Origin of the sequence: Paraburkholderia polaris, assembly GCF_012927345.1 — a bacterium.
GTDB lineage: Bacteria > Pseudomonadota > Gammaproteobacteria > Burkholderiales > Burkholderiaceae > Paraburkholderia > Paraburkholderia polaris.
Window position 1 is genome coordinate 35,653 of the sequence record NZ_JABBGJ010000035.1, and the last position, 20,456, is coordinate 56,108.

Sequence of the window (20,456 nt, forward strand, 5' to 3'; positions counted from 1 at the left end):
GGGGATATTGTTAGAAATACAGCTAAGGTGTCTTACCGCTAGAAACAGCGCGCATTGAAACATCCGCTGATTAAGATTTGAGGGCGCGAACATTACGTTGCCTATCGATTGCCATTCATTTTGATAATGTTTGCTGTCGTTACGCTTTCGTTTGGCGGCAATGTAAAGGCCGTTCTAGCTGGCGCGACTCGCGTGTTTCAGCGCGTTTCTTTCACTGCAAATCAAAGCGACGGTTTTTTCAGGCTGTTGCGTTCAAGAAGAAACGGAGCCGCCTATGGCTTCGGCTCTTATCGGAGAAATCACCATGACATCGACCAAACCAACCCGCCTTCTGACTTCCGTGCTCGCTGCTGCGATCACGTGCGCCGCCGCGCTGACGGCCGCGCCCGCCTTCGCGCAGGCGGTGATCGTCGCGCCCATGGCGCCGCCGCCGCCGCGCGTCGAAGTGATGCCGGCGCCGCGTGCGGGCTATGTCTGGGATCAGGGTCGCTGGCGTTGGGACCATGGCCGCTATGTGTGGGTGCCCGGCCACTGGCAGCCGGTTCGCGTCGGCCATCGCTGGGTGCCGGGTCATTGGGTGCAGCGCGGCCCGAACTGGCGCTGGATCGAAGGACATTGGGCCTGAACGTCCAGCGCCGCGGAGCCGCCTGCCTTGAGCGAACGCGATCCTGATGCGGAACTGCTGGCAGGGGTTGCCCGGCAAGATCCGGCCGCCGTCCGCTCGCTTGTCGCGCGCAAGTTGCCGCGTCTGCTCGCGCTCGCCACGCGCATGCTGGGAGATCGCATGGAAGCGGAAGACGTGGCGCAGGAGGTCTTCGTGCGGATCTGGAAACAGGCTGCGCGCTGGCGGGAAGGCGAGGCGAAGGTCGATACGTGGGTGCATCGCGTCGCGCTCAATCTTTGCTATGACCGCTTGCGCGGCCGCCGCGAAGTCCCGCACGACGACATGCCCGACGAGATCGACCCTGCCGCATTGCCCGACGCCGCCCTCGAAGCGCGCGCCCAGGACGAGCGCGTGCGCGAGGCGCTCGCCGCCTTACCGACACGACAGCGCGAGGCACTGGTGCTCAATTACTACCAGGAGATGTCGAACATCGACGCTGCCGCCCTGATGGGCATCACGGTCGATGCGTTGGAAAGTCTGCTGGCACGTGCGCGCCGCAATCTGCGCGCCCAACTGGCCGGCAGCGGCTTTAGCAAGGACAAGTCATGACGCCCGAAAGATTCCATCAGATCGTCGAAGCCTACGGCGCCGATCCGCGCCGCTGGCCGCAACAGGAACGCGCAGCGGGAGAGGCCTGGGCCGCGGCGCATCGTGCCGAGGCCGAGGCGGTGCTGGCCGACGCAGCCGGCATCGATGCATGGCTGGCAGCCGATACGGTCGATCCGCCGGGCGCGGCGTTGCAGCAGCGCATCATCGGCAGCGCGCCGGTGCGGCGGCCCATAGTGCCGCGCCGGCGGTTGTGGTGGTCGGGCGCGGCGGTGGCAGGCGTCGGACTGCTGGGTGGCGTGGCCGGCGCTTTTGCGGTGTCGTTCTTTGTTTTGACGGGGGCCGTTCCGCAAGTGCACGAGTCCTCTTATATAACTTCGAGCTTCGGTGGTTCAAACGCCGATTGGAGCGGCGAATGAACGGCCGGTCGTGGAAAATCGTGCTGGTGGCTTCGCTGGTGCTCAACGTGTTTTTGCTGGGCGCGATTGTCGGTGGTGCTTATCAATGGTTCGCGGCGTATGGCGCGATGACCCCGGTGCTGGCGCAGCAGCGCACGGCGCTGCGCTTCGCCGCTGAAACGCTGCCGGCCGAGCGTCAGAAGGCTTTCATCGACGGCTTGAAGAATGCGCGCCGCGAGGGCAAGCAGTTTGCTCGCGAGGGCCGCGACGGACGTCACGAAGTATTGCGTCTGCTTGCCGCGCCGCAGTTCGATCGCGCGGCGCTGGATGCCGCGCTGGCCCGCACGCGTGAAGCCGACAGCAGCTTGCGCGCGCAAGTGGAAGGCAGCGTGGCGGATTTTGCGGCGACGCTGTCGCCCGAGGAGCGCGTCGAATTCGCCGACAGCCTGAAACTGCGCGGCCAGTGGCGTGAACCGCAGCCAGCCGCCAATGCGAACAAGCTGCCGCAGCAGGCCGCACCGAAGCCGGCCGCGAGTGAAGCGTCGAGTGAAGCTTCGGGCGAGTGAAAAATTTCTGGGCGGGCGCGACGGATTTCATCGCGGCGCTCGTTTAAAGAAATATCCAACGCCGAAGAGGACGGTATGGCTACCTCACCGAACCTGAATGCCGCGGCGATTGCGCTGAACCGCTTCGGCCTTGGCGCTCGTGTCGACGACACGCCGCCCGCTGACCCGAAGGGGTGGCTGCTTGCGCAGTTCGAGCAGTATCAGCCGCGGCCTGCCGCATGGGCGAGCCAGCCCGATTCGGTGGCGCTGTCCACCGAGCTGGCACAGCAGCGCATGCAGATCAACCAGCTGAACCGGCGGGGTCAGCAGGGTCAGCAGAACGCCAGCGAAGGCGCGAGCGCCAATCAGGCAAATGCGCAGGCCAACACGCAAACCAACGGACAAACCAACACGCAAGCCGCCGGGCAACGTGCAACAGAAAGCACCGCCCAAACTGCTAAGCAAGCCGAACGAAAAGCGCTGCGCGTCGAAATCCTCGATATATACCGTTCCTCGGTGAACGCGCGGGTCGCAAGCGCGCTGACCACGCAGACGCCTTTCGTCGAGAGGCTGGTCCATTTCTGGGCGAACCATTTCGCGGTATCCACGGAAAAACCCGGCGTCGCGGCATTGGCCGGCTCATTCGAAGCGGAAGCGATCCGTCCGCACGTGCTCGGCCGTTTCGAAGACATGCTGGTCGCGGTCGAACGTCATCCGGCCATGCAGTTGTTTCTCGATCAGACGCGCTCGGTCGGACCGGACAGCATGGCGGCCATCCGTGCCGCAGAGCGCAACCCCAACGTCAAGCGCGGGCTGAATGAGAATCTGGCGCGCGAAATTATGGAGCTGCACACGCTCGGCGTGCGCAGCGGCTATAACCAGGACGACGTCACCGAATTTGCACGCGCGCTGACCGGATGGAGTCTCGCCGCCAATCCTGGGAATCCTGGCAATCCCGGGAATCCTGGCAATGCGGGCCGGCTCGGTATGCAGCCGAACGCCGCCCCAGGCACCTTCGTGTTTCGTGTCGCGCTGCACGAGCCGGGCTCGAGAACCATCATGGGTCGCCGCTACGACCAGCCGGGAGAAGAGCAGGCGCTGGCGATCCTGCACGACCTCGCGAGCGCGCCCGCAACGGCGCAGCACATCGGCGGCAAGCTTGCCCGGCACTTCGTCGCGGACAATCCGCCGCCTGAAGTAAGCGAGCGGCTGGCGAGCGCGTTCGAGCGCAGCGGCGGGGATCTGCCGACCGTGTACCGGACGCTGATCGACATGCCGCAGGCATGGTCGCCTGTCGCCGTGAAGTTCAAGACGCCGTGGGAATGGACCATTTCTTCGATGCGCGGGCTCGGCTGGCAGGACATCGGCAACCTGCAGGCCGCGCCCATCCTTACGCAACTCGGTCAGCCAGTATGGCGTCCGGGCTCGCCCGCTGGCTACGACGACATTGCCGCGAGCTGGGCGGCGCCCGATGCGCTCGTGCGCCGGGTCGAAGTGGCGCAACGCTTTGCGTCGCGTGTCGGCGACCGGCTCGATGCGCGCGAACTCGGCCAGACTTTGCTGGCCGGCTCGCTCAGCGCGCCGACCGCCACGGCTGTGTCGCGGGCCGAAAGCGCGTCGACGGCGATTGCGCTGCTGCTGGTCTCGCCGGATTTTCAACGGAGATGAATGCCATGCTTTCACGCCGCAAGTTTCTGAGCGTTGCCGCTGCAGGCGCGGGCGCGATTCTCGTGTCGCCGCAGATCGCTTTTGCAAGCGTCGCAACCGATCGCCGTTTCGTGTTCGTGATCCAGCGCGGCGCGGCCGACGGCCTGAACATCGTCGTGCCGTATGCCGAACCCGCCTACGCGACACTGCGCGGCGCGCTCGCGATCGATGCCTCCAGCGCGACCAGGCTCGATGGCACCTTCGCGCTGCATCCATCACTTGTGCAGACCGCCGCGATGTATGCGAATCAGCAGGCGCTATTCGTACACGCGGTGGCGTCGCCGTACCGCGACCGCTCGCACTTCGACGGGCAGAACGTGCTGGAGACCGGCGGCACGTCGCCGTATCAGATGAAGGACGGCTGGCTGAACCGGCTCGTCGCGTCGATGCCTACCGCGCGCGAGAACGCGATCGCCTTCGCGCCGACCGTACCGATGGCGCTGCGCGGCAACGCGGCGGTGACGTCGTACGCCCCCTCGGGGTTGCCGCAGGCACCTGACGATCTGCTCATGCGGGTCTCGCAACTGTACGACCAGGATGCGCAATTGCGGCCGCTATGGGAATCGGCAATGACCGCGCGCGGGCTCGCGGGCGACGCCGGTGCGCGTCAGGACCCGGCGAGCCTCGGCAAGCTCGCCGCCGGTTTTCTGTCGCGCGACGACGGTCCGCGCATCGCGATGATCGAAACCGGTGGCTGGGACACGCATACCGCGCAGAACGCGCGCCTTGCCAATCAGTTGAAAGCGCTCGACACGATGCTCGCGGCGTTACGCGACGGCATGGGTCCGTTGTGGAACAAGACCACCGTGGTAGTGGCAACCGAATTCGGCAGGACCGCCGCCGCCAATGGCACGGGAGGCACTGATCATGGCACCGGCTCGGTGGCGATGGTGCTGGGCGGATCGGTGGCGGGCGGACGCGTGCTTGCCGACTGGCCCGGTCTGAAACCGGGCGACCTCTACGAAGCGCGCGATCTCAAGCCGACCCTGTCACTGGATGCGTTGATCGCCGGCGCCGCGAGCGAAAGCCTCGGACTCGATCCGCAGCGTACGGCCGGCACGCTGTTCGGTCAAACCGGGGGAATGCGGCCGATGACGGGGCTCGTGCGCGCCTAACCTGAAGGACAAGTTCAGGACGACAGGCACCGCCGCAGATTGGCTCTCGCGGCGCTACCCATCGCAACCTGTCATCGATTATCAAGCGCCAGGCGCGATCAACCTCCGCCGCCGCCCTGCGTGCCGAGCGTCAGCTTGTTGTTCACCGATTTCACGCCTGCAACGCCCTTGGCCACTTCCTCCGCTTGCGGGATCTGCGCGCCATCGGGCACCGTTCCAGTCAAGGTCACCGCGCCGCCGCGGGCCCGGACAAACACGTTCGATACATCGAAACCCTGCGCTTTCGACAAAGCCTTGCGCACGTCCAGACCCAACTTGCGGTCCACCTTCTTGACGGCTTTAGGATTGGCAGCCGGCGCCGCCATGCTGCCCGACGCCATTGCGTCGCTCGACTGGGCATAGGCACTGGACACCGTCGCCACACACAATGCGATGCCGAGCGCCTTCAAAAGATTGACTGTTTTCACGTTTTCTCCATTCCTCGAAAAGTTGATTTCGCATCGTTGCATGCAAAAAACCACGCGCCTGCAAGCACTTTGCCGCCAGCATGGACCCCCGGTCTTGTAGAAGAGTGACGTTGTGAAGCTCCCAGCGCGCTTAAACAATACTCCAGCAAACGCGCTCGTGTTGAAAAAACTGACCCGGCCGCCCGTCGCCTGGATCGCCTATCATGGCGGCTTCGATCATCAAAGGCGCACCGCAGATGTCTGATGGCGTACAGCAACAACTCGATGAACCATGCACGGATACCGCTGCATCGTCGATCGATTACGGCTTGTGGGCGCTGACCTTCAGCTACGTGCTCAGCCAGTTTTTCCGCAGCTATATCGCTGTGATCTCCACCCAGCTGATCGGCGATTTCCATTTCTCACCGCAAATGTTCGGCTGGTTCGCGGGCTCGTTCTTTCTCGTATTCGCTATCGCACAACTGCCGGTCGGCATCATGTTCGACCGCTACGGCGTGCGCGGACCTACCGCGCTTCTGATGGGCATCGGCGCCGCATGCGCCGGCATCCTTTCGATGACGACGAGCGCAACCATTGCGCTCGTCGCGCAAGCCGGCATCGGATTAGGTTGCGCCCCCATCTTCATGGGGCTGCTCAATTACGTATTGCGCACCGGCCACGGCACGCGCAATGTGCGCGCCGTCACGACGGCGAGCGCGATCGGCATGGCGGGCGCATTGCTGGCCGCGTTTCCGTTGAGCCGGGCGACAGCCAGCTTCGGCTGGCGTCCGGTCATGGTCACCGCTGCACTTGCCATGCTATGCGCGACGCTTGGCGTCGTATGCTTCGTGCGCCGGCGCGATGCCGCCGCGCATGAGCAGAGCCTCGCTGCGCCGCAACACGCGGCAGGCGCAGTGAAACGGCGCACCGGTTTCTGGACCTTGATGCCGGCCTGCCTCGCGCTCTCAGTCGGCGGCACGTTTCGTACGTCATGGGGCGGCCCGTATCTTGCCGACGTCTACGGTTTCGACGTCATCGCGCGTGGCAATGCAATGACCGTCACCAGCGTGATCGGGATCGCCGCGTCGTTCTGTATTCCGGTGGCCGTGCGGTTCTGCGCGCCCAAGCTGATCTCGTTGCTGTGGCTGATTGCCGGCGTGCTGGCGGCACTCGTGCTCGCCATCAGTCCCGGCGGCAACTGGATGGTCAGTGTCGCGTTGATATGCGTGTTGTTCTCGGCCGGCTCGATTCATCCGCTCGTGATGTCGCAAGCGCGCGCCATCATTTCGCCGCGCCGGCTTGGGCTCGGTTTGGGCCTGCTCAACAGCCTGGTTTTTCTCGGCGTGGCGCTGACCAGCAGTTGTTTCGGCTGGATCGCTGTGCCGCAAAACAGGTGCATCTATCGAACGCGGGAATCTACTCGGCGCTGTTCGCCGTAACCGCCGTGCCACTTGCGATCGGCGCGATCGTTTATTTTTTCAGCCCGGTGGTGGCTGCGCCGAAAGAAGAAGTCTGAGCGACTGTTTGCGTTTGTCTATAATTCCGCAGCCTGGATCACCCTCGATCCGGGGCGCGGTTTGTCCTTCAGATGGTGCCGTTTCGCAGGAGCGCGTTTCATTTTGAGCAAAACCAATCACAGCCCGATCGATAATCCGGCCGACGCTCCGAGCGCTGGCGAAGCTGCGCAAACCCCCGTTGCATCCGCGAGAGCCAGTACAGTCCTCGCGAGCCGGACGGCGCACGAGGCGCACAAGGACGACCGCCATTTCGTCACCGCACTCGCGCGCGGGCTCGAGGTGCTGGCGTGTTTTCGCTCGGGCGACAAATCGCTGAGCAATCAGGAACTCGCATCGCGTTGCAAGCTGCCGAAATCGACGGTATCGCGCCTGACTCATACGCTCACGCTGCTCGGCTATCTGATTCACCTGAAAGAGAGCGGCAAATACCGGCTTGGCACGGCTTCGCTTGCGCTAGGCAGCGCGATGCTGGCGCGGCTCGATGTGCGCAAGATTGCGCGGCCGGTAATGCAGGAATTGGCCGACGTCGTCGGCGCAACCGTGTCGTTGGGTACGCGCGACCGGCTCTCAATGATCTACGTGGAAAATTGCCGGGCCTCGGTTGCGCTCACGCTGACGTTGGAAGTCGGTTCGCGTATTCCGGTTGCTACGTCGGCGATTGGTCGCGCGTGGCTCGCGGCGATTCCTGAACACGATCGTCTCAGCTTCATGGAGCAGGTGCGTGAGCTCGATCACGTGACGTGGCCGAAAACCCGCCGCGGCATTGAGAATGCGCTCGAAGATTACCGCACGCTCGGCGTGACGACTTCATTCGGGGACTGGCAGAAAGAGGTGAACGGCATCGCGCGCGCTTTCCGGCCGGGCGGTGAGCTGCCGATCATGGCGATCAATGTCGGCGGCCCCTCATTCAAGCTCTCGAAGGAATTCCTTCTGGAGGAAGTGCGGCCACGCCTGATCGACGTGGTGACGCAGCTGGAAATCGCACTATCGCATTGAGGCATTGAGGCATTGAGGCATTGCGCGAGCGAGGGCGTTCAGAACCACTGAAGCGCCATCGTGAGCGTCGTATCGTCCAGGCCGCGCAGTGTCGAAAGCATCAGTGAGACGCGCGGCAATTCCCACCGGAAGAACCACTGACACGCGTGCAGCTTGCCGCGATAGAAATCACTGTCAGCTTCGCTTTTCGCCTCAGGTAGCGCAGCGCTGGCAACGATCGCCTGCCGCAACCACGTCCATCCAAGCACGATATGGCCGAACGCTTCGAGAAAAGCATTCGCGTTGGCAAGCGCGCGTTCGCTTTCGCTAGCCAGCGTGGGCAATAACGCTTCGACCGTGCCGGTCAATTCGCTCCATGCCTTGCTGAGCGAATCGGCATGCGCTTGCAGCGCCGGATGAATTCGAGCCGATTCAACGCTGCGCTGTATTTCACGCCCCAACAGCTTGAGCGCCGCGCCCTGTTTCATGACCACCTTGCGGCCCAGCAAATCCAGCGCCTGAATACCGTGCGTGCCTTCGTGAATCATGTTCAGGCGGTTGTCGCGGTAGAACTGCTCGACCGGATATTCACGCGTATAGCCGTAACCGCCGTGAATCTGGATCGCCAGGCTATTCGCTTCGAGGCACCACTGCGACGGCCACGATTTCACCACCGGCGTCAGCAGATCGAGCAGCAGGCCCGCTTCGGCGCGAGCGGTGTCGCTCTCGCCGGTGTGCTGTTCGTCGACGAGGCGTGCCGCGTACAGGCACAGCGCGTAGGCGCCTTCTACATAGGCCTTTTGTGCGAGTAGCATGCGGCGCACGTCGGCATGTTCGATCAGCGCCAATTGCGGATCGAGCGGGTTCTTGTTATCCGGGCGGCGCCCTTGCGGCCGTTCGCGTGCGTAATCGAGCGACGCCAGGTAGCCGCGGTAGCCGAGCATGACCGCGCCGAGGCCGACGCCGATGCGCGCCTCGTTCATCATGTGGAACATGTAGGCGAGACCCTGATGCGGTTCGCCAACCAGTTCGCCGATGCATTCGCCGCGCTCGCCGAACGACAGCATCGTGGACGTGGTGCCGCGCCAGCCCATCTTGTGAATCAGCCCCGCGAGCGCGACGTCGTTGCGCGCGCCGAGGCTGCCGTCGTCATTCACGTGGAATTTCGGCACGGTGAAGAGCGAGATGCCTTTAACGCCCGGCGGCCCGCCGGGAATGCGCGCCAATACGAGGTGGACGATGTTCTCGCTCAGTTCGTGATCGCCGCCCGAAATAAAAATCTTGTTGCCGCGGATCGAATAGGTGCCGTCTTGGTTGGGCGTTGCACTGGTGACGAGATCCGAGAGGCTCGAGCCCGCTTGCGGCTCGGTCAGCGCCATCGTGCCGAACGCGCGCCCTTCGAATAACGCCTGCAGATACTTGCGCTTCTGCTCGGCACTGCCGAAACGTTCGATCACGTTCGCATTCGCCGTGGTCAACATCGCGTAAGACGAGGTGGCGATGTTGGCACTCTTGAAGAGCGACAGGCACGCAAAGGAAATCACCGAAGGCAACTGCATGCCGCCCCATTCGTAGTCTTTGCCGGCTGCGAGAAAGCCGGCGGAGCGGAACGCGTCGAGCGCTTCCTTCACCTCGGCGGGAATCGTGACGCGTTGACCGTCGAATTGCGGTTCGTGTTCGTCCGAGAGGCGGTTGTGCGTCGCGAATTTTTCGGCAGCAACCGCATGAGCCGTTTCGAGCGCCGCGTTAAAGGTCTCACGGCTGTGGTCGGCGTGGCGCGCGCGCTGCGTGAGCGTCTCGGCCTCGAGCACTTCGAACAGCTGGAATTCCAGATCACGCGAGTTGATGATCAGCGCTTCTTGCATGGGAGAAGACCTGTCTAAAGGTAGGCCGCTATGCAGAACAACTACGCGGAAAGCGCGGAAACCCACGAAATCGCATAGACGCGGCTCGATTGAAAAGTGCGGTACGCGGGTAAGCCCCAATGATCCGCCCATCCACGATGGATGCTAGTTTATATCGAAAGTGAATGAGCGTGCTTTTATTTACACGCCGAATTTCGGCACGTATGATGGTCAGAAAATCTGGAATGAAAGTCTGCATTGCAGAACAACTTGGAGGAGCGTCGTAATGTCCGTGAAAGACCTGTTTCAACTGGACGGCAAGGTTGCACTCATCACTGGAGGCTCTCGCGGGCTAGGCCTGCAAATGGCCGAGGCGCTGGGAGAAATGGGTTGTCGCGTGGCGATCACCGCGCGCAAGGCCGACGAACTCGCCGAAGCGAAAACGCATCTGCAAAGCCGGGGTATCGAGGTGCAGACGGTGGTCAACGATCTGCAGCGCTTCGAGGGTATTCCCGGTCTCGTGGAGGAAGTGCTCGGCCTGCATGGCTGTGTCGACATTCTCGTGAACAACGCGGGCGCGACATGGGGCGCACCCGCCGAGGACTATCCCGACGAAGCATGGCACAAGGTGATGAACCTGAATGTCCACGCACCGTTTTTCGTCGCTCGCGAAGTTGGCAAGCGCAGCATGATCCCGCGCCGTGCGGGCAAGATCATCAACATCGCGTCGGTGGCGGGCCTGAAGGGTTCGCCGCCCGGCATGAACACGATTGCGTACAACACCTCCAAGGCCGCGGCGATCAACTTCACGCGGGCGCTCGCGGCGGAATGGGGCAAGTACAACATCAACGTCAACGCGATCTGCCCAGGCTTTTTTCCCTCGAAGATGTCGGCAGGGTTGCTCGACAAACTCGAAGACACCATTGTCTCGCGCACGCCGTTGCAGCGTCTTGGCGGCGACGAGGATCTCAAAGGCCCGGTCGTGTTCCTCGCGAGCGAAGCGTCGCGTCACATCACAGGGCAGTATTTCGCGGTGGACGGCGGCTCGATCATCGTCTGACCCGTCGTCTAACTGAGCGGTTTCGAGGCGCAGCGCGAGGGACGAGGCGCGCTGCGCTCACGTATAAAACAGCTTTGCTTGGGAGACACCGCATGGATTTTCAGCACTCGGACAAGGTCAAGAGTTTGCAGCAACGCCTGAACGCTTTCATGGACGAGTACGTGTATCCGGCCGAGGCGGTTTTCGAAGCACAGATGGACGCGGCGCGTGAATCCGGCAACCGGTGGCAGCCCGCGCCGGTGATCGAGGAATTGAAAGAGAAGGCGAAGGCCGCGGGTTTGTGGAACCTGTTCCTGCCTGAGTCGAAATACGGTGCGGGACTCACCAACCTGGAATACGCGCCGCTGTGCGAAATCATGGGGCGCTCGCATATCGGCGCGGAGCCGTTCAACTGCTCGGCGCCCGACACCGGCAACATGGAAACGCTGGTGCGCTACGCCACGCCCGAGCAGCAACAGCAATGGCTGCTGCCGCTGCTCGACGGTACGATCCGCTCGGCCTTTGCGATGACGGAGCCGGAAGTGGCCTCGTCGGATGCGACCAACATCGAAGCGCGCATTGAACGCGACGGCGACGACTACATTCTGAACGGCCGTAAATGGTGGACCTCGGGTGCGAACGATCCGCGCTGCAAGATCCTCATCTTCATGGGCAAGTCCAATCCGGATCATACGAACCGACATCAGCAGCAGTCGATGATTCTGGTGCCGATCGACACGCCGGGTGTGAAAGTGCTGCGTCATCTGCCGGTATTCGGCTATGACGACGCCCCGCACGGCCACGCCGAAATCTCCTTTGAAAACGTACGTGTGCCGGCCAGCAACATGCTGCTGGGCGAGGGGCGCGGCTTCGAGATCGCGCAAGGGCGGCTCGGACCGGGCCGCATCCATCACTGCATGCGCCTGATCGGGCGTGCTGAACGCGCGCTTGAGGCGATGTGCCGCCGCTCGCTGGACCGTGTAGCGTTTGGCCGGTCGATCGCCGATCAGGGCGTCACGCGTGAACGGATCGCGAATGCACGCATCATGATCGACCAGACGCGTTTTCTGGTGCTGAATGCAGCGCACAAAATGGATACGGTCGGCAACAAGGACGCGCGTCAGGAGATCGCCATGATCAAGGTGGCCGCGCCCAGCATGGCGTGCCAGGTGATCGACTGGGCCATGCAGGTGCATGGCGGCGGCGCGGTCAGCGACGACTTCGGCCTCGCGCGCGCGTATGCAAGTTCGCGCACGCTGCGTTTTGCCGATGGGCCCGACGAAGTGCACCGTAACGCCATCGCGAAGATGGAACTTGGGCGCTACCTCGGGCGTTCATGAAGCCCTTGGCTCCCCTGATTCTGCTGATTCCGATGAATCATTAGCGAGCCGCGTCCGTCACGCGGCGGATGTAAACGAAGCGCGCACCTTCGTGTGAAACGCGCACAGCCATTAAGGCAGGAGACGCCTATGAACGAACGCCATCACCCGAATTGGCCGCCGCAAGTGCCAAAGCATCTGACGCTGCCCGAGACCAACATTTTCTATAACGCCGAGGTGTCGGCGGCGCGCTTTCCCGACAAACCGTTCATCGTCTTCTACGACACGCCGGTCACGTTCGGTGAGTTCAAGGACGAAGCTGAGCGCATCGCCGGATTTCTTCAGCAGGAATGCCACGTCAAGGCGGGCGACCGCGTGCTGCTTTACATGCAGAACAGCCCGCAATGGATCATCGCTTACTACGGCATCCTGCGTGCGAACGCTGTCGTGGTGCCGGTCAATCCGATGAACATGAGCGGTGAGCTGGCTCATTACGTCGAAGACAGCGGGGCGACCACGATCTTCGCGCCGCAATGCCTGTTCGCGAACGTCGAGCCGCTGATCGGCAAGGGGCCGGGGCGGGGTATCGAGCACGCAATCGTTGCGACGTATAGCGATTACCTGAAGCGGCCATCGCCAATCAATGTGCCGGAATTCGTGGCGGCGCCGCGCAAGACCTTCGGTATTCCCGGCGTCACGCCCTGGCGCGAGGTACTCGAACGGCGTATCGCGCCGGGCCCGCTCACCACCGGACCAGACGATCTGTGTGTGATGCCGTACACGTCCGGCACCACCGGCAAGCCGAAGGGTTGCATGCATACGCACCGCAGCGTGATGAGCACGCTGCTCGGCGGCTGCGTCTGGTTTTCGGCGCCGTCGGACGGCGTTTACCTATCGGTATTGCCGTTCTTTCACGTGACCGGCATGCAAGGCGGCATGAACAGCGCGGTCTTCTCCGCTGCAACGATTGTCGTGTTGCCGCGCTGGGATCGGGAAGCGGCGGCGCTATGCATGCAGAAATATCGCGTGACCGCGTGGCAGTCGATCACGGCGATGATGGTCGATTTTCTGTCTAACCCGAAGCTCGGCGAATACGATCTGTCGAGCCTGTCAGGCGCACGCGGCGGCGGCGCGGCGATGCCGGACGCCATTGCCAGAAAGCTCAAGTCGCTGACAGGGCTCGATTACGTCGAAGGCTACGGCATGTCTGAGACGATTGCCGGCACGCACATCAATCCGCCTCATCGGCCGAAGCCGCAGTGCCTGGGTATTCCGGTGTTCGACGTGGACTCTCGCGTGATCGATTCGGTCACGCTGCAGGAACTCCCGCAAGGCGAAACCGGTGAAATCATCGTGAACGCGCCGCAAGTGATGCAAGGTTACTGGCGCAATCCCAAAGCGACTGAAGAAGCGTTTATCCAACTCGACGGCAAGCGTTTTCTGCGTACCGGCGACCTCGGTCATATCGACGAGGACGGGTATTTTTTCATGACGGACCGCCTCAAACGCATGATCAACGCATCAGGCTACAAGGTCTGGCCCGCGGAAGTCGAGGCGCTCATGTACCGGCATCCCGCGATCCACGAGGTGTGCGTGATCGGCGTGAAGGACGCCAGGCGCGGCGAAACCGTGAAGGCGCTGGTGGTGCCGGCTGCGGCGCATGCCGGCACGATCAGCGAGCAGGAGATCATCGACTGGTCGCACGAGCAGATGGCGTCTTACAAGGCGCCGCGCATTATCGAGTTCGTGAAGTCGCTGCCGAAGTCGGGCAGCGGCAAGATTTTGTGGCGCAAGTTGCAGGAAGAGGATGCGGCACGCACGGCCGCAGCCAGTGAGAGCAATGGCAGCAACGGCAGCAACGGCAGCACAGGAGGCGCCTCGTCATGACATGGCTCGAAGCGTTACTGGATGAACCGTTCGTCTGCATCACCGACATGCTCCACCGCTTCGCTAAAGAACGCGGCGCGCACGCGGCGTTGATCTGCGACGGCGAGATTGTGACCTACGCTGCGCTAAACGCACGAGTCGATCGCTTTGCCGCGGCATTGCAGCGAGACGGCATCAAGCCTTGCGATGCGATTGCGTTGTGCGCGACCGCCTCGGTGGAATACACCGTGGCGTTTCTCGGCGGCCTGCGTGCAGGGGCGGTGGTTGCGCCGCTCGCGCCGTCGTCGAGCGCGACGAGTCTTGTCAGCATGATCGGCAACTCGGGCGCGCGGCTGCTGTTCCTCGATGCCGACGTCAAGCGTCTGCTCGAACCGGTGGCCGCGGAGATCAGTGCAATCCCCGTCGCGCTCGATGTGCACGCAGGCAGCACCGCGCTGGAAGTGTGGCTCGAGCACGGGGGAGCCAGGCCCGAAGCCGTGACGATCGATCCGGCGTGGCCGTTCAACATCATCTATTCGTCAGGCACCACAGGTACGCCGAAAGGCATCGTGCAGTCGCACGGCATGCGCTGGGCCTACGCGGTGCGCAGCATTCAGCGTGGCTATGGCCCTGATGCCACGACGCTGATCTCGACACCGTTGTATTCGAACACGACGCTCGTGAGTTTCATGCCGACGCTGACATTCGGCGGCACAGTTGTGTTGATGCCGAAATTCGACGCCGCACGCTATATCGAGCTGGCGCAACAGTACCGTGTCACGCACACGATGCTGGTGCCGGTCCAGTATCAGCGCTTGATGGCGCATCCTGATTTCGATCGTTACGACCTCTCCAGCTTCCAGGCCAAGTTCTGCACCAGCGCGCCGTTCGCGGCGAGCGTGAAGGCGGACGTGGTGCGCCGCTGGCCGGGCAAGCTCACTGAGTACTACGGCATGACCGAAGGCGGCGGTTCGTGCCAGCTGGAGGCCGACGAATTTCCCACCAAGCTGCATACGGTCGGCAAACCGATGGAAGGTCACGACATTCGTCTGATCGATGAACTCGGCAACGAGGTGGCAGCAGGCGAGGTGGGCGAAATCGTGGGCCATTCGCCGGCGATGATGACCGGCTACTACCGTCAACCGGACAAGACTGCCGAGGCGGAATGGTACGACCCGAGCGGCAAGCGCTTCATCCGCACGGGCGATATGGGCCGCTTCGATGCAGACGGGTTTTTGACGCTGCTCGATCGTAAGAAGGACATGATCATTTCGGGCGGCTTCAACGTCTATCCGAGCGACCTCGAGGCTGAACTGCGCTCGCATCCGGATGTCGCGGATGTGGCCGTGGTAGGTGCGCAGTCGGAGCAATGGGGCGAGACACCGGTTGCGTTCGTGGTGCGCCGGGCATATGCGCCGATCGATGCCGACACGCTGCTTGCGTGGGTCAACGCGCGGCTGGGAAAAATGCAGCGGCTCTCCGCGCTGACTTTCATCGAGACCTTGCCGCGCAGTCCGATCGGCAAGGTGCTGAAACGGGAATTGCGCGAGCAGTACTATCCCGCCGCGCGTTAGCGCGGTGAACATCGCGCGGTGAACGTCGCGGTGAAACAACGCGCCACGACACCTGACTGAATACACCAACGGGCAATGGGACAAGGCATGGACAATTTTGAAGGCAAGGTCGCGGTGATCACCGGCGCCGGCTCCGGATTCGGCCGTGAGTTCGCACGGCTCGGCGCGAAGCTGGGCATGCGCCTCGTACTCGCCGACGTGCAACAGGACGCACTCGACGAAACGTTCGCCGAGGTGAGCGCAGCAGGCGCGCAGGCAATCGCGCGCCGCGTCGATGTCGCGAAGGGCGAGGAAATCGACGCACTGGCGCGCGCCACGCTCGACGCCTACGGCAGCGTGCATCTGGTGTTCAACAACGCGGGCGTGGGCGGCAGCGGCGGCCTCGTGTGGGAGAACACCGAGCGCGACTGGCAATGGCTGCTCGGCGTCAATCTGTGGGGCGTGATTCACGGCGTGCGCGTTTTCACACCGCTGATGCTCGAGGCCGCCAAGCGCGATCCGGGATATCGCGGGCACATCGTCAACACGGCATCGATGGCCGGCATGCTCAATCCGCCGATGATGGGTCCGTACAACGTGTCGAAACATGCGGTGGTGTCGCTGACCGAATCGCTGTACCAGGATCTTTCGCTGGTCACGCAACAGGTGGCGTGCTCGGTGCTGTGCCCGTACTTCGTGCCGACGGGGATTGCGAAGGCGCATCGCAACCGGCCGTCCGAACTGGCCAACGACACGCCGCCGACCTTATCGCAACGCGTGTCGCGTGCGCTGAGCGAGAAGGCGGTGAGTTCGGGGAAGGTCAGCGCGCAAGAGGTCGCGGGGATGGTGTTCGATGCGATCCGCGAAGAGCAGTTCTATATCTTTTCGCATCCGCACGCGCTAGGCGCCGTGAAAACGCGCGCCGAGGATATCGTCACGCCGAGAAATCCGACCGATCCCTTTGCCGAGCGGCCTGAAGTGCGTGTGCAGATTATCGAGGCGTTGAAGGGGTAATCGGGGAGCCGGCGGAAGCGCCGGCTTCAAAAACACGAGGCGTCAAAAACATGAGGCTTCAAATACGTGGACTTGAAATACGCAAGACTTGAAATGCGCAAGGCCTCGAATACACAAGGCCTCAAAAGCACAAGGCGCCGTGAAAATCACGGCGCCCTTTTTAAGCCTTTCCCTATCGCGCCGTCACTTCGCCGCAGCCAGCGAACTCAACCCCGCCGACTTCAACTGTCCACCCTGAACCACCGCCGCCAGCGGATTGCCGATCACGAAGCCACCATGGTCGTCGACGCCGGTCACGCTTTGCGGATTGGCCTGCGGCGGCAGCGCTTTCACGGCCTTATCGAACTGATTGCGGATCGCGGTCGCGTCGCTGACGCTGCCGGCCAGCTTCATCGCGAGTGCCGTCGCGTAGACCGCGGTGTAGTTCAGCGATACCTCCTGGCTCGGGTCCCGCCCGCCGTGGCTCTTGCGGAAGCGTTCCACAAACGCTTTGGCGTTCGGCGTGTCATCGTCGGCCAACGGCAATACCCCGATCGCGCCGTTCAGCGCTGCATAGCCGCCGGTGACCTTGGCCACTTCGTCGAGCTTGGCCTGGTCCATCACGATAAAGCCGCCCTTGAAGCCCAACTCGCGCGCCTGCTGTGCAATCAGACCGGTCGGCTCGGACGGGCCGCCGATAAACATTACATCGGGTTTGGCCGCCAGCACGCGGCTCACGCCGCTATAGAAATCGGTGGCGCGGTTATACGACATCGAATTGTCCGCGACGATCGTGCCGCCGGCCGCTTCCCACGCGGGTTTGAACGCGGCGACCCAGACCTTGCCGTAGTCGGTATCGGTGGCGGCGAGCGCGACCTTCTTGCCGTACGTCGCCATTTCGTACTTGATGAACGAGTTCAGATACGACGTGAACGCGGGCGGGATGCGCACTGTGAGCTTGTTGCCGCGCTCGCTGATCTGCGGCACGCTGGTGTACGAGAGCAATAGTAATTTCTGCTGCTCGTTGCTGGTCTGCACCGCGAAGCCGCCGCCCGAATGCGGTACGAGCACCACGGCCGCCTGCTGTTCCTGCGCGAGACGCCGTGCGTTGATCGCGGTTTCGGCGGGGTTGTACTTGTCGTCGAGCGGCACGATCTCGAGCTTGATCTTCTTGCCGGCCACTTCGATGCCGGCCTGATTGACGTCGGCGGCCGCCATCTGCATACCGTCGAGCACCTCCTGGCCGTACTTTGCCGCGCCGCCGCTCAACGGCCCGGAGTAGCCGATATGCACCACCTGCTGTGCCATCGCGGCGCCCGCGCCCAGCAGCGCCGTCGTGGCGACAGCCGTGTACAGGCCAGCGCGTCCGCACAAGCGTTTGATCGTCATACGTGTCTCCTTTGGGATTGTTCGAATGGGCCGACGCATAGGGTCATGCGTCAGGCCGTGCGTCAAATTCGTTCAGCCGCCGACGTAAGCGCGCCGGATCGCTTCGTTGTTCATCAGACTCGCGTGATCGCCTTCGAGCACGATGCGGCCGTTCTCGATCACGTAGGCGCGGTGCGCGATCTTCAGTGCCGCGAACGCGTTCTGTTCGGCGAGCAACACCGTCGTGCCCGCGCGATTGATCTGCTGGATCACCTCGAACACCTGCTTGACCACCAGCGGCGCGAGACCGAGCGACGGTTCGTCGAGCAGCAGCACCTTGGGCCGGGCCATCATCGCGCGGCCGATCGCCACCATCTGCTGCTGCCCGCCGGACAGCGAGCCAGCCGGATGGTCTTTGCGTTCGGCAAGAAGCGGGAACAGCGAGAACACCTGGTCGAGATTGCGTTGATTACCGGCCTTGTCGCCGCGATGCACATAGGCGCCGAGCGTGAGGTTTTTCAGCACGGACATGCCCGGGAACAGCTTGCGGCCCTCGGGACACTGAATCACACCGCTGCGCACAATTTGCGCAGGCGTCATGCCGAGCAGTTCGCGCGTTCCCAGCCGCAGGCTGCCGCTCGCGGCGCGTCGCAGGCCGCTCGTCGCGAGGAAGATCGAGCTCTTGCCTGCGCCATTGGCGCCGAGCAGTACCACCAGTTCGCCGTCGTCCGCGTGCAGATTGATGCCGTCCAGCGCGCGGAAACTGCCGTAGTCGAGTGCGACGTTCTCAAACTTCAGCATGCTCGCTCCCAAGGTAAGCGTCGATCACGGCCGGATTCGCGCGAATCTCGGCAGGCGTGCCTTCGGCAATTTTCTTGCCGTAGTTCAACACCATGATGCGATCCGCCAGCTTCATGATCATGTTCATCTTGTGTTCCACGAGACACACGGTCACGCCGTGTTTCACCAGCTTGCGGATCAGTTCGGCGAGGCCTTCGGTCTCTTCGGGATTCACGCCACCCGCCGGTTCGTCGAGCAGCATCAGGCTCGGTTCGGTAGAAAGCGCGAGTGCCACAGCTGCGCGTTTGCGCTCCTCCTGCGAGATATCGCCGGCCATCCGTTCCGCGATCGCCGACAAGCCGACGAAGTCCAAAGCCTCACGCGCCTTTTCGCGGCAAATGCGTTCTTCGTGCTTGAGCCGCGCTGAATGTGTCAGCACGTCCCACAGTCCTGAGTGTGTGCGCAGCCGGTGGCCGACGATCAGGTTATCGAGCACGCTGGCCCGGTCGAACAGCGCGGTGGATTGAAATGTGCGCGCGACGCCGAGCCGCGCCATCTGATCGGCGCCCAGCTTTGTCACGTCCTGGCCTTTGAAGAGGATGCGCCCTGAGCTCGGCAGATGGGTGCCGCTGATCAGATTGAAGAAGGTGGTTTTACCCGCACCGTTGGGCCCGATGATGGCGTTGATCTTGCCGGCTTCGATATGCGTGCTCACGTCGTCCACCGCGACGAGACCGCCGAAGCGTTTGCTGAGCGAGTCGATTTCAAGCATGACGGTCTCCGCGCGTGGGCTGCGACTGACGCTTGACCATGTCGCTTTTCGGCGTTGCAAGTTTCGCGCGCCGGTTTTTTCTCGCCATATACAAACCGACGATACCGTTCGGCAGAAAGATCACCAGCAGAATCAGGATCGGGCCGAACACGACGAAGCGGTACTCCTGCAAAAACTGCAGATACTGCGTGAGCCATGGTATGGCGAGCGCGCCGAGCAGCGGGCCGGCGAGGGTGCCGATGCCGCCTACCAGCATGTACATGGTCATGTCGAAGGTGTGCTCGACGCCGGCGAGATCCGGTCCGAGAAAGCGCACGGCACCCGCATAGAGGCCGCCAGCGAACCCCGCATAGACGACCGACAGCACGAAGGCCAGCACTTTGTTGCGCATCAGGTTGATGCCGAGCGACTGCGCGAGACCGTCGCTATTGCGGATCGCCATGAAGGTCCGGCCGAGCAGCGAGTTGACAATGCGATGCATCAGCCACACACCGAGCACCAGAAACGCGAACACCAGGTAATAGAGTGGCCGCGGATTTTCAAACGAAACGATGCCGAAGCCCGCAGGCGCCGGAATGCCGACGATGTCCGAGACACCGTGCGTGAGGCTGTCCCATTTCTCGATCACGAGAAACATGATGTAGCCGACGCACAACGTGAAAATAGAAAAGTAATGGCCGCGCAGACGCAGCGACACAAGCCCGACCAACGCGCCCAGTATCGCGACGACGACGCCTGACGCGATGAACGCAAGCCAGAACGGCACCTGATGATCGACCGTGAGAATGCCCACCGTGTATGCACCCACCGCCATGAAGCTGCCGTGTGCGAGATTGAACTGCCCCGTATAACCGGTAATCAGATTCAGCCCGACAGTGGCCAGCGCGAAGATGTATGCAGTGGACATCACGGTGAGCATGTAGTCGTTGGTGGCCAGAAACGGGAACAGGAGACCGAGCACGAACAACAGCGTCCACCCCAGCTTGCCCTCGAATAATTTCATGACTGA

General features: G+C 62.7%; 19 protein-coding genes. 13 read left to right on the forward strand and 6 right to left on the reverse strand.

The annotated features are described in order from the left end of the window. The first annotated feature begins 304 nt into the window (after positions 1–304). The 6 genes from HHL24_RS29060 to HHL24_RS29085 all read left to right on the forward strand — a co-directional run bounded on the left by HHL24_RS29060 (position 305) and on the right by HHL24_RS29085 (position 4,975). Entirely contained in the window at positions 305–625 is a 321-nt protein-coding gene (locus HHL24_RS29060; RefSeq protein WP_169488857.1) for a YXWGXW repeat-containing protein, read from the forward strand. A 27-nt stretch (positions 626–652) separates the two neighbouring features. Then, positions 653–1,213: an RNA polymerase sigma factor gene (locus HHL24_RS29065; RefSeq protein ID WP_169488789.1), complete on the forward strand. Its 561-nt coding sequence runs from the start codon at positions 653–655 to the stop codon at positions 1,211–1,213. After that, positions 1,210–1,629, forward strand: coding sequence for a hypothetical protein (locus tag HHL24_RS29070; protein ID WP_169488790.1), 420 nt, complete (start codon positions 1,210–1,212; stop codon positions 1,627–1,629). The genes HHL24_RS29065 and HHL24_RS29070 overlap by 4 nt, the downstream gene beginning before the upstream one ends. Beyond that, positions 1,626–2,174 (forward strand): periplasmic heavy metal sensor, encoded by a 549-nt coding sequence (locus tag HHL24_RS29075; RefSeq protein WP_169488791.1) that lies wholly within the window; start codon positions 1,626–1,628, stop codon positions 2,172–2,174. Before HHL24_RS29070 ends, HHL24_RS29075 begins: the two co-directional genes overlap by 4 nt. Positions 2,175–2,249: 75 nt before the next feature. Then, positions 2,250–3,821, forward strand: coding sequence for a DUF1800 domain-containing protein (locus HHL24_RS29080; RefSeq protein WP_169488792.1), 1,572 nt, complete (start codon positions 2,250–2,252; stop codon positions 3,819–3,821). A gap of 5 nt (positions 3,822–3,826) precedes the next feature. Beyond that, entirely contained in the window at positions 3,827–4,975 is a 1,149-nt protein-coding gene (locus HHL24_RS29085) for a DUF1501 domain-containing protein (RefSeq protein WP_169488793.1), read from the forward strand. A gap of 98 nt (positions 4,976–5,073) precedes the next feature. Here the strand turns inward: HHL24_RS29085 and HHL24_RS29090 are convergent, their stop codons facing one another. Further along, complete coding sequence (locus HHL24_RS29090; protein WP_169488794.1) at positions 5,074–5,442, reverse strand: BON domain-containing protein; 369 nt, start codon at positions 5,440–5,442, stop codon at positions 5,074–5,076. A gap of 203 nt (positions 5,443–5,645) precedes the next feature. Here HHL24_RS29090 and HHL24_RS29095 point away from each other — a divergent pair, with 203 nt between their 5' ends. Both HHL24_RS29095 and HHL24_RS29100 read left to right on the forward strand, forming a co-directional pair. Next, positions 5,646–6,860 (forward strand): MFS transporter, encoded by a 1,215-nt coding sequence (locus HHL24_RS29095; protein WP_169488795.1) that lies wholly within the window; start codon positions 5,646–5,648, stop codon positions 6,858–6,860. Positions 6,861–7,040: 180 nt separating this feature from the next. Next, positions 7,041–7,934 (forward strand): IclR family transcriptional regulator, encoded by an 894-nt coding sequence (locus HHL24_RS29100; RefSeq protein ID WP_206003068.1) that lies wholly within the window; start codon positions 7,041–7,043, stop codon positions 7,932–7,934. 38 nt (positions 7,935–7,972) lie between these two features. Here the strand turns inward: HHL24_RS29100 and HHL24_RS29105 are convergent, their stop codons facing one another. After that, positions 7,973–9,778 carry an acyl-CoA dehydrogenase gene (locus HHL24_RS29105; RefSeq protein ID WP_169488796.1) on the reverse strand — a complete coding sequence of 602 codons (1,806 nt, stop codon included), beginning with the start codon at positions 9,776–9,778 and terminating at the stop codon, positions 7,973–7,975. 265 nt (positions 9,779–10,043) lie between these two features. Between HHL24_RS29105 and HHL24_RS29110 the strand changes: the two genes are divergently transcribed. From HHL24_RS29110 to HHL24_RS29130, 5 genes are all read left to right on the forward strand, one after another. Then, entirely contained in the window at positions 10,044–10,817 is a 774-nt protein-coding gene (locus HHL24_RS29110; protein WP_169488797.1) for an SDR family oxidoreductase, read from the forward strand. A gap of 92 nt (positions 10,818–10,909) precedes the next feature. Beyond that, a complete protein-coding gene (locus HHL24_RS29115; protein ID WP_169488798.1) occupies positions 10,910–12,136 on the forward strand; it encodes an acyl-CoA dehydrogenase family protein in 1,227 nt (408 codons plus the stop codon). Positions 12,137–12,265: 129 nt separating this feature from the next. Beyond that, positions 12,266–14,002: a long-chain fatty acid--CoA ligase gene (locus HHL24_RS29120; protein WP_169488799.1), complete on the forward strand. Its 1,737-nt coding sequence runs from the start codon at positions 12,266–12,268 to the stop codon at positions 14,000–14,002. Next, the gene (locus tag HHL24_RS29125; protein ID WP_169488800.1) at positions 13,999–15,555 is read left to right on the forward strand and encodes a class I adenylate-forming enzyme family protein; all 1,557 of its coding nucleotides are present in this window, start codon (positions 13,999–14,001) and stop codon (positions 15,553–15,555) included. Before HHL24_RS29120 ends, HHL24_RS29125 begins: the two co-directional genes overlap by 4 nt. A gap of 87 nt (positions 15,556–15,642) precedes the next feature. Further along, positions 15,643–16,548, forward strand: coding sequence for an SDR family oxidoreductase (locus HHL24_RS29130; RefSeq protein ID WP_169488801.1), 906 nt, complete (start codon positions 15,643–15,645; stop codon positions 16,546–16,548). A gap of 183 nt (positions 16,549–16,731) precedes the next feature. On the opposite strand, the gene HHL24_RS29135 is transcribed toward HHL24_RS29130, so the two are convergent. The 4 genes from HHL24_RS29135 to HHL24_RS29150 form a co-directional block, all read right to left on the reverse strand. Continuing rightward, positions 16,732–17,916 (reverse strand): ABC transporter substrate-binding protein, encoded by a 1,185-nt coding sequence (locus HHL24_RS29135; RefSeq protein ID WP_169488802.1) that lies wholly within the window; start codon positions 17,914–17,916, stop codon positions 16,732–16,734. A 72-nt stretch (positions 17,917–17,988) separates the two neighbouring features. After that, entirely contained in the window at positions 17,989–18,696 is a 708-nt protein-coding gene (locus tag HHL24_RS29140) for an ABC transporter ATP-binding protein (protein ID WP_169488803.1), read from the reverse strand. Next, the gene (locus HHL24_RS29145) at positions 18,683–19,447 is read right to left on the reverse strand and encodes an ABC transporter ATP-binding protein (RefSeq protein ID WP_169488804.1); all 765 of its coding nucleotides are present in this window, start codon (positions 19,445–19,447) and stop codon (positions 18,683–18,685) included. Before HHL24_RS29145 ends, HHL24_RS29140 begins: the two co-directional genes overlap by 14 nt. Next, a complete protein-coding gene (locus HHL24_RS29150) occupies positions 19,440–20,450 on the reverse strand; it encodes a branched-chain amino acid ABC transporter permease (protein WP_169488805.1) in 1,011 nt (336 codons plus the stop codon). The genes HHL24_RS29145 and HHL24_RS29150 overlap by 8 nt, the downstream gene beginning before the upstream one ends. Positions 20,451–20,456: the final 6 nt, after the last annotated feature.

Excerpts from the sequence above, each read along its gene's own strand:
- HHL24_RS29060 (WP_169488857.1), top strand. The coding sequence starts at position 305 with ATGACATCGACCAAACCAACCCGCCTTCTGACTTCCGTGCTCGCTGCT.
- HHL24_RS29070 (WP_169488790.1), top strand. The coding sequence starts at position 1,210 with ATGACGCCCGAAAGATTCCATCAGATCGTCGAAGCCTACGGCGCCGAT.
- HHL24_RS29075 (WP_169488791.1), top strand. The coding sequence starts at position 1,626 with ATGAACGGCCGGTCGTGGAAAATCGTGCTGGTGGCTTCGCTGGTGCTC.
- HHL24_RS29080 (WP_169488792.1), top strand. The coding sequence starts at position 2,250 with ATGGCTACCTCACCGAACCTGAATGCCGCGGCGATTGCGCTGAACCGC.
- HHL24_RS29085 (WP_169488793.1), top strand. The coding sequence starts at position 3,827 with ATGCTTTCACGCCGCAAGTTTCTGAGCGTTGCCGCTGCAGGCGCGGGC.
- HHL24_RS29095 (WP_169488795.1), top strand. The coding sequence starts at position 5,646 with ATGGCGGCTTCGATCATCAAAGGCGCACCGCAGATGTCTGATGGCGTA.
- HHL24_RS29105 (WP_169488796.1), bottom strand. The coding sequence starts at position 9,778 with ATGCAAGAAGCGCTGATCATCAACTCGCGTGATCTGGAATTCCAGCTG.
- HHL24_RS29110 (WP_169488797.1), top strand. The coding sequence starts at position 10,044 with ATGTCCGTGAAAGACCTGTTTCAACTGGACGGCAAGGTTGCACTCATC.
- HHL24_RS29115 (WP_169488798.1), top strand. The coding sequence starts at position 10,910 with ATGGATTTTCAGCACTCGGACAAGGTCAAGAGTTTGCAGCAACGCCTG.
- HHL24_RS29120 (WP_169488799.1), top strand. The coding sequence starts at position 12,266 with ATGAACGAACGCCATCACCCGAATTGGCCGCCGCAAGTGCCAAAGCAT.
- HHL24_RS29125 (WP_169488800.1), top strand. The coding sequence starts at position 13,999 with ATGACATGGCTCGAAGCGTTACTGGATGAACCGTTCGTCTGCATCACC.
- HHL24_RS29130 (WP_169488801.1), top strand. The coding sequence starts at position 15,643 with ATGGACAATTTTGAAGGCAAGGTCGCGGTGATCACCGGCGCCGGCTCC.
- HHL24_RS29135 (WP_169488802.1), bottom strand. The coding sequence starts at position 17,916 with ATGACGATCAAACGCTTGTGCGGACGCGCTGGCCTGTACACGGCTGTC.
- HHL24_RS29140 (WP_169488803.1), bottom strand. The coding sequence starts at position 18,696 with ATGCTGAAGTTTGAGAACGTCGCACTCGACTACGGCAGTTTCCGCGCG.
- HHL24_RS29145 (WP_169488804.1), bottom strand. The coding sequence starts at position 19,447 with ATGCTTGAAATCGACTCGCTCAGCAAACGCTTCGGCGGTCTCGTCGCG.
- HHL24_RS29150 (WP_169488805.1), bottom strand. The coding sequence starts at position 20,450 with ATGAAATTATTCGAGGGCAAGCTGGGGTGGACGCTGTTGTTCGTGCTC.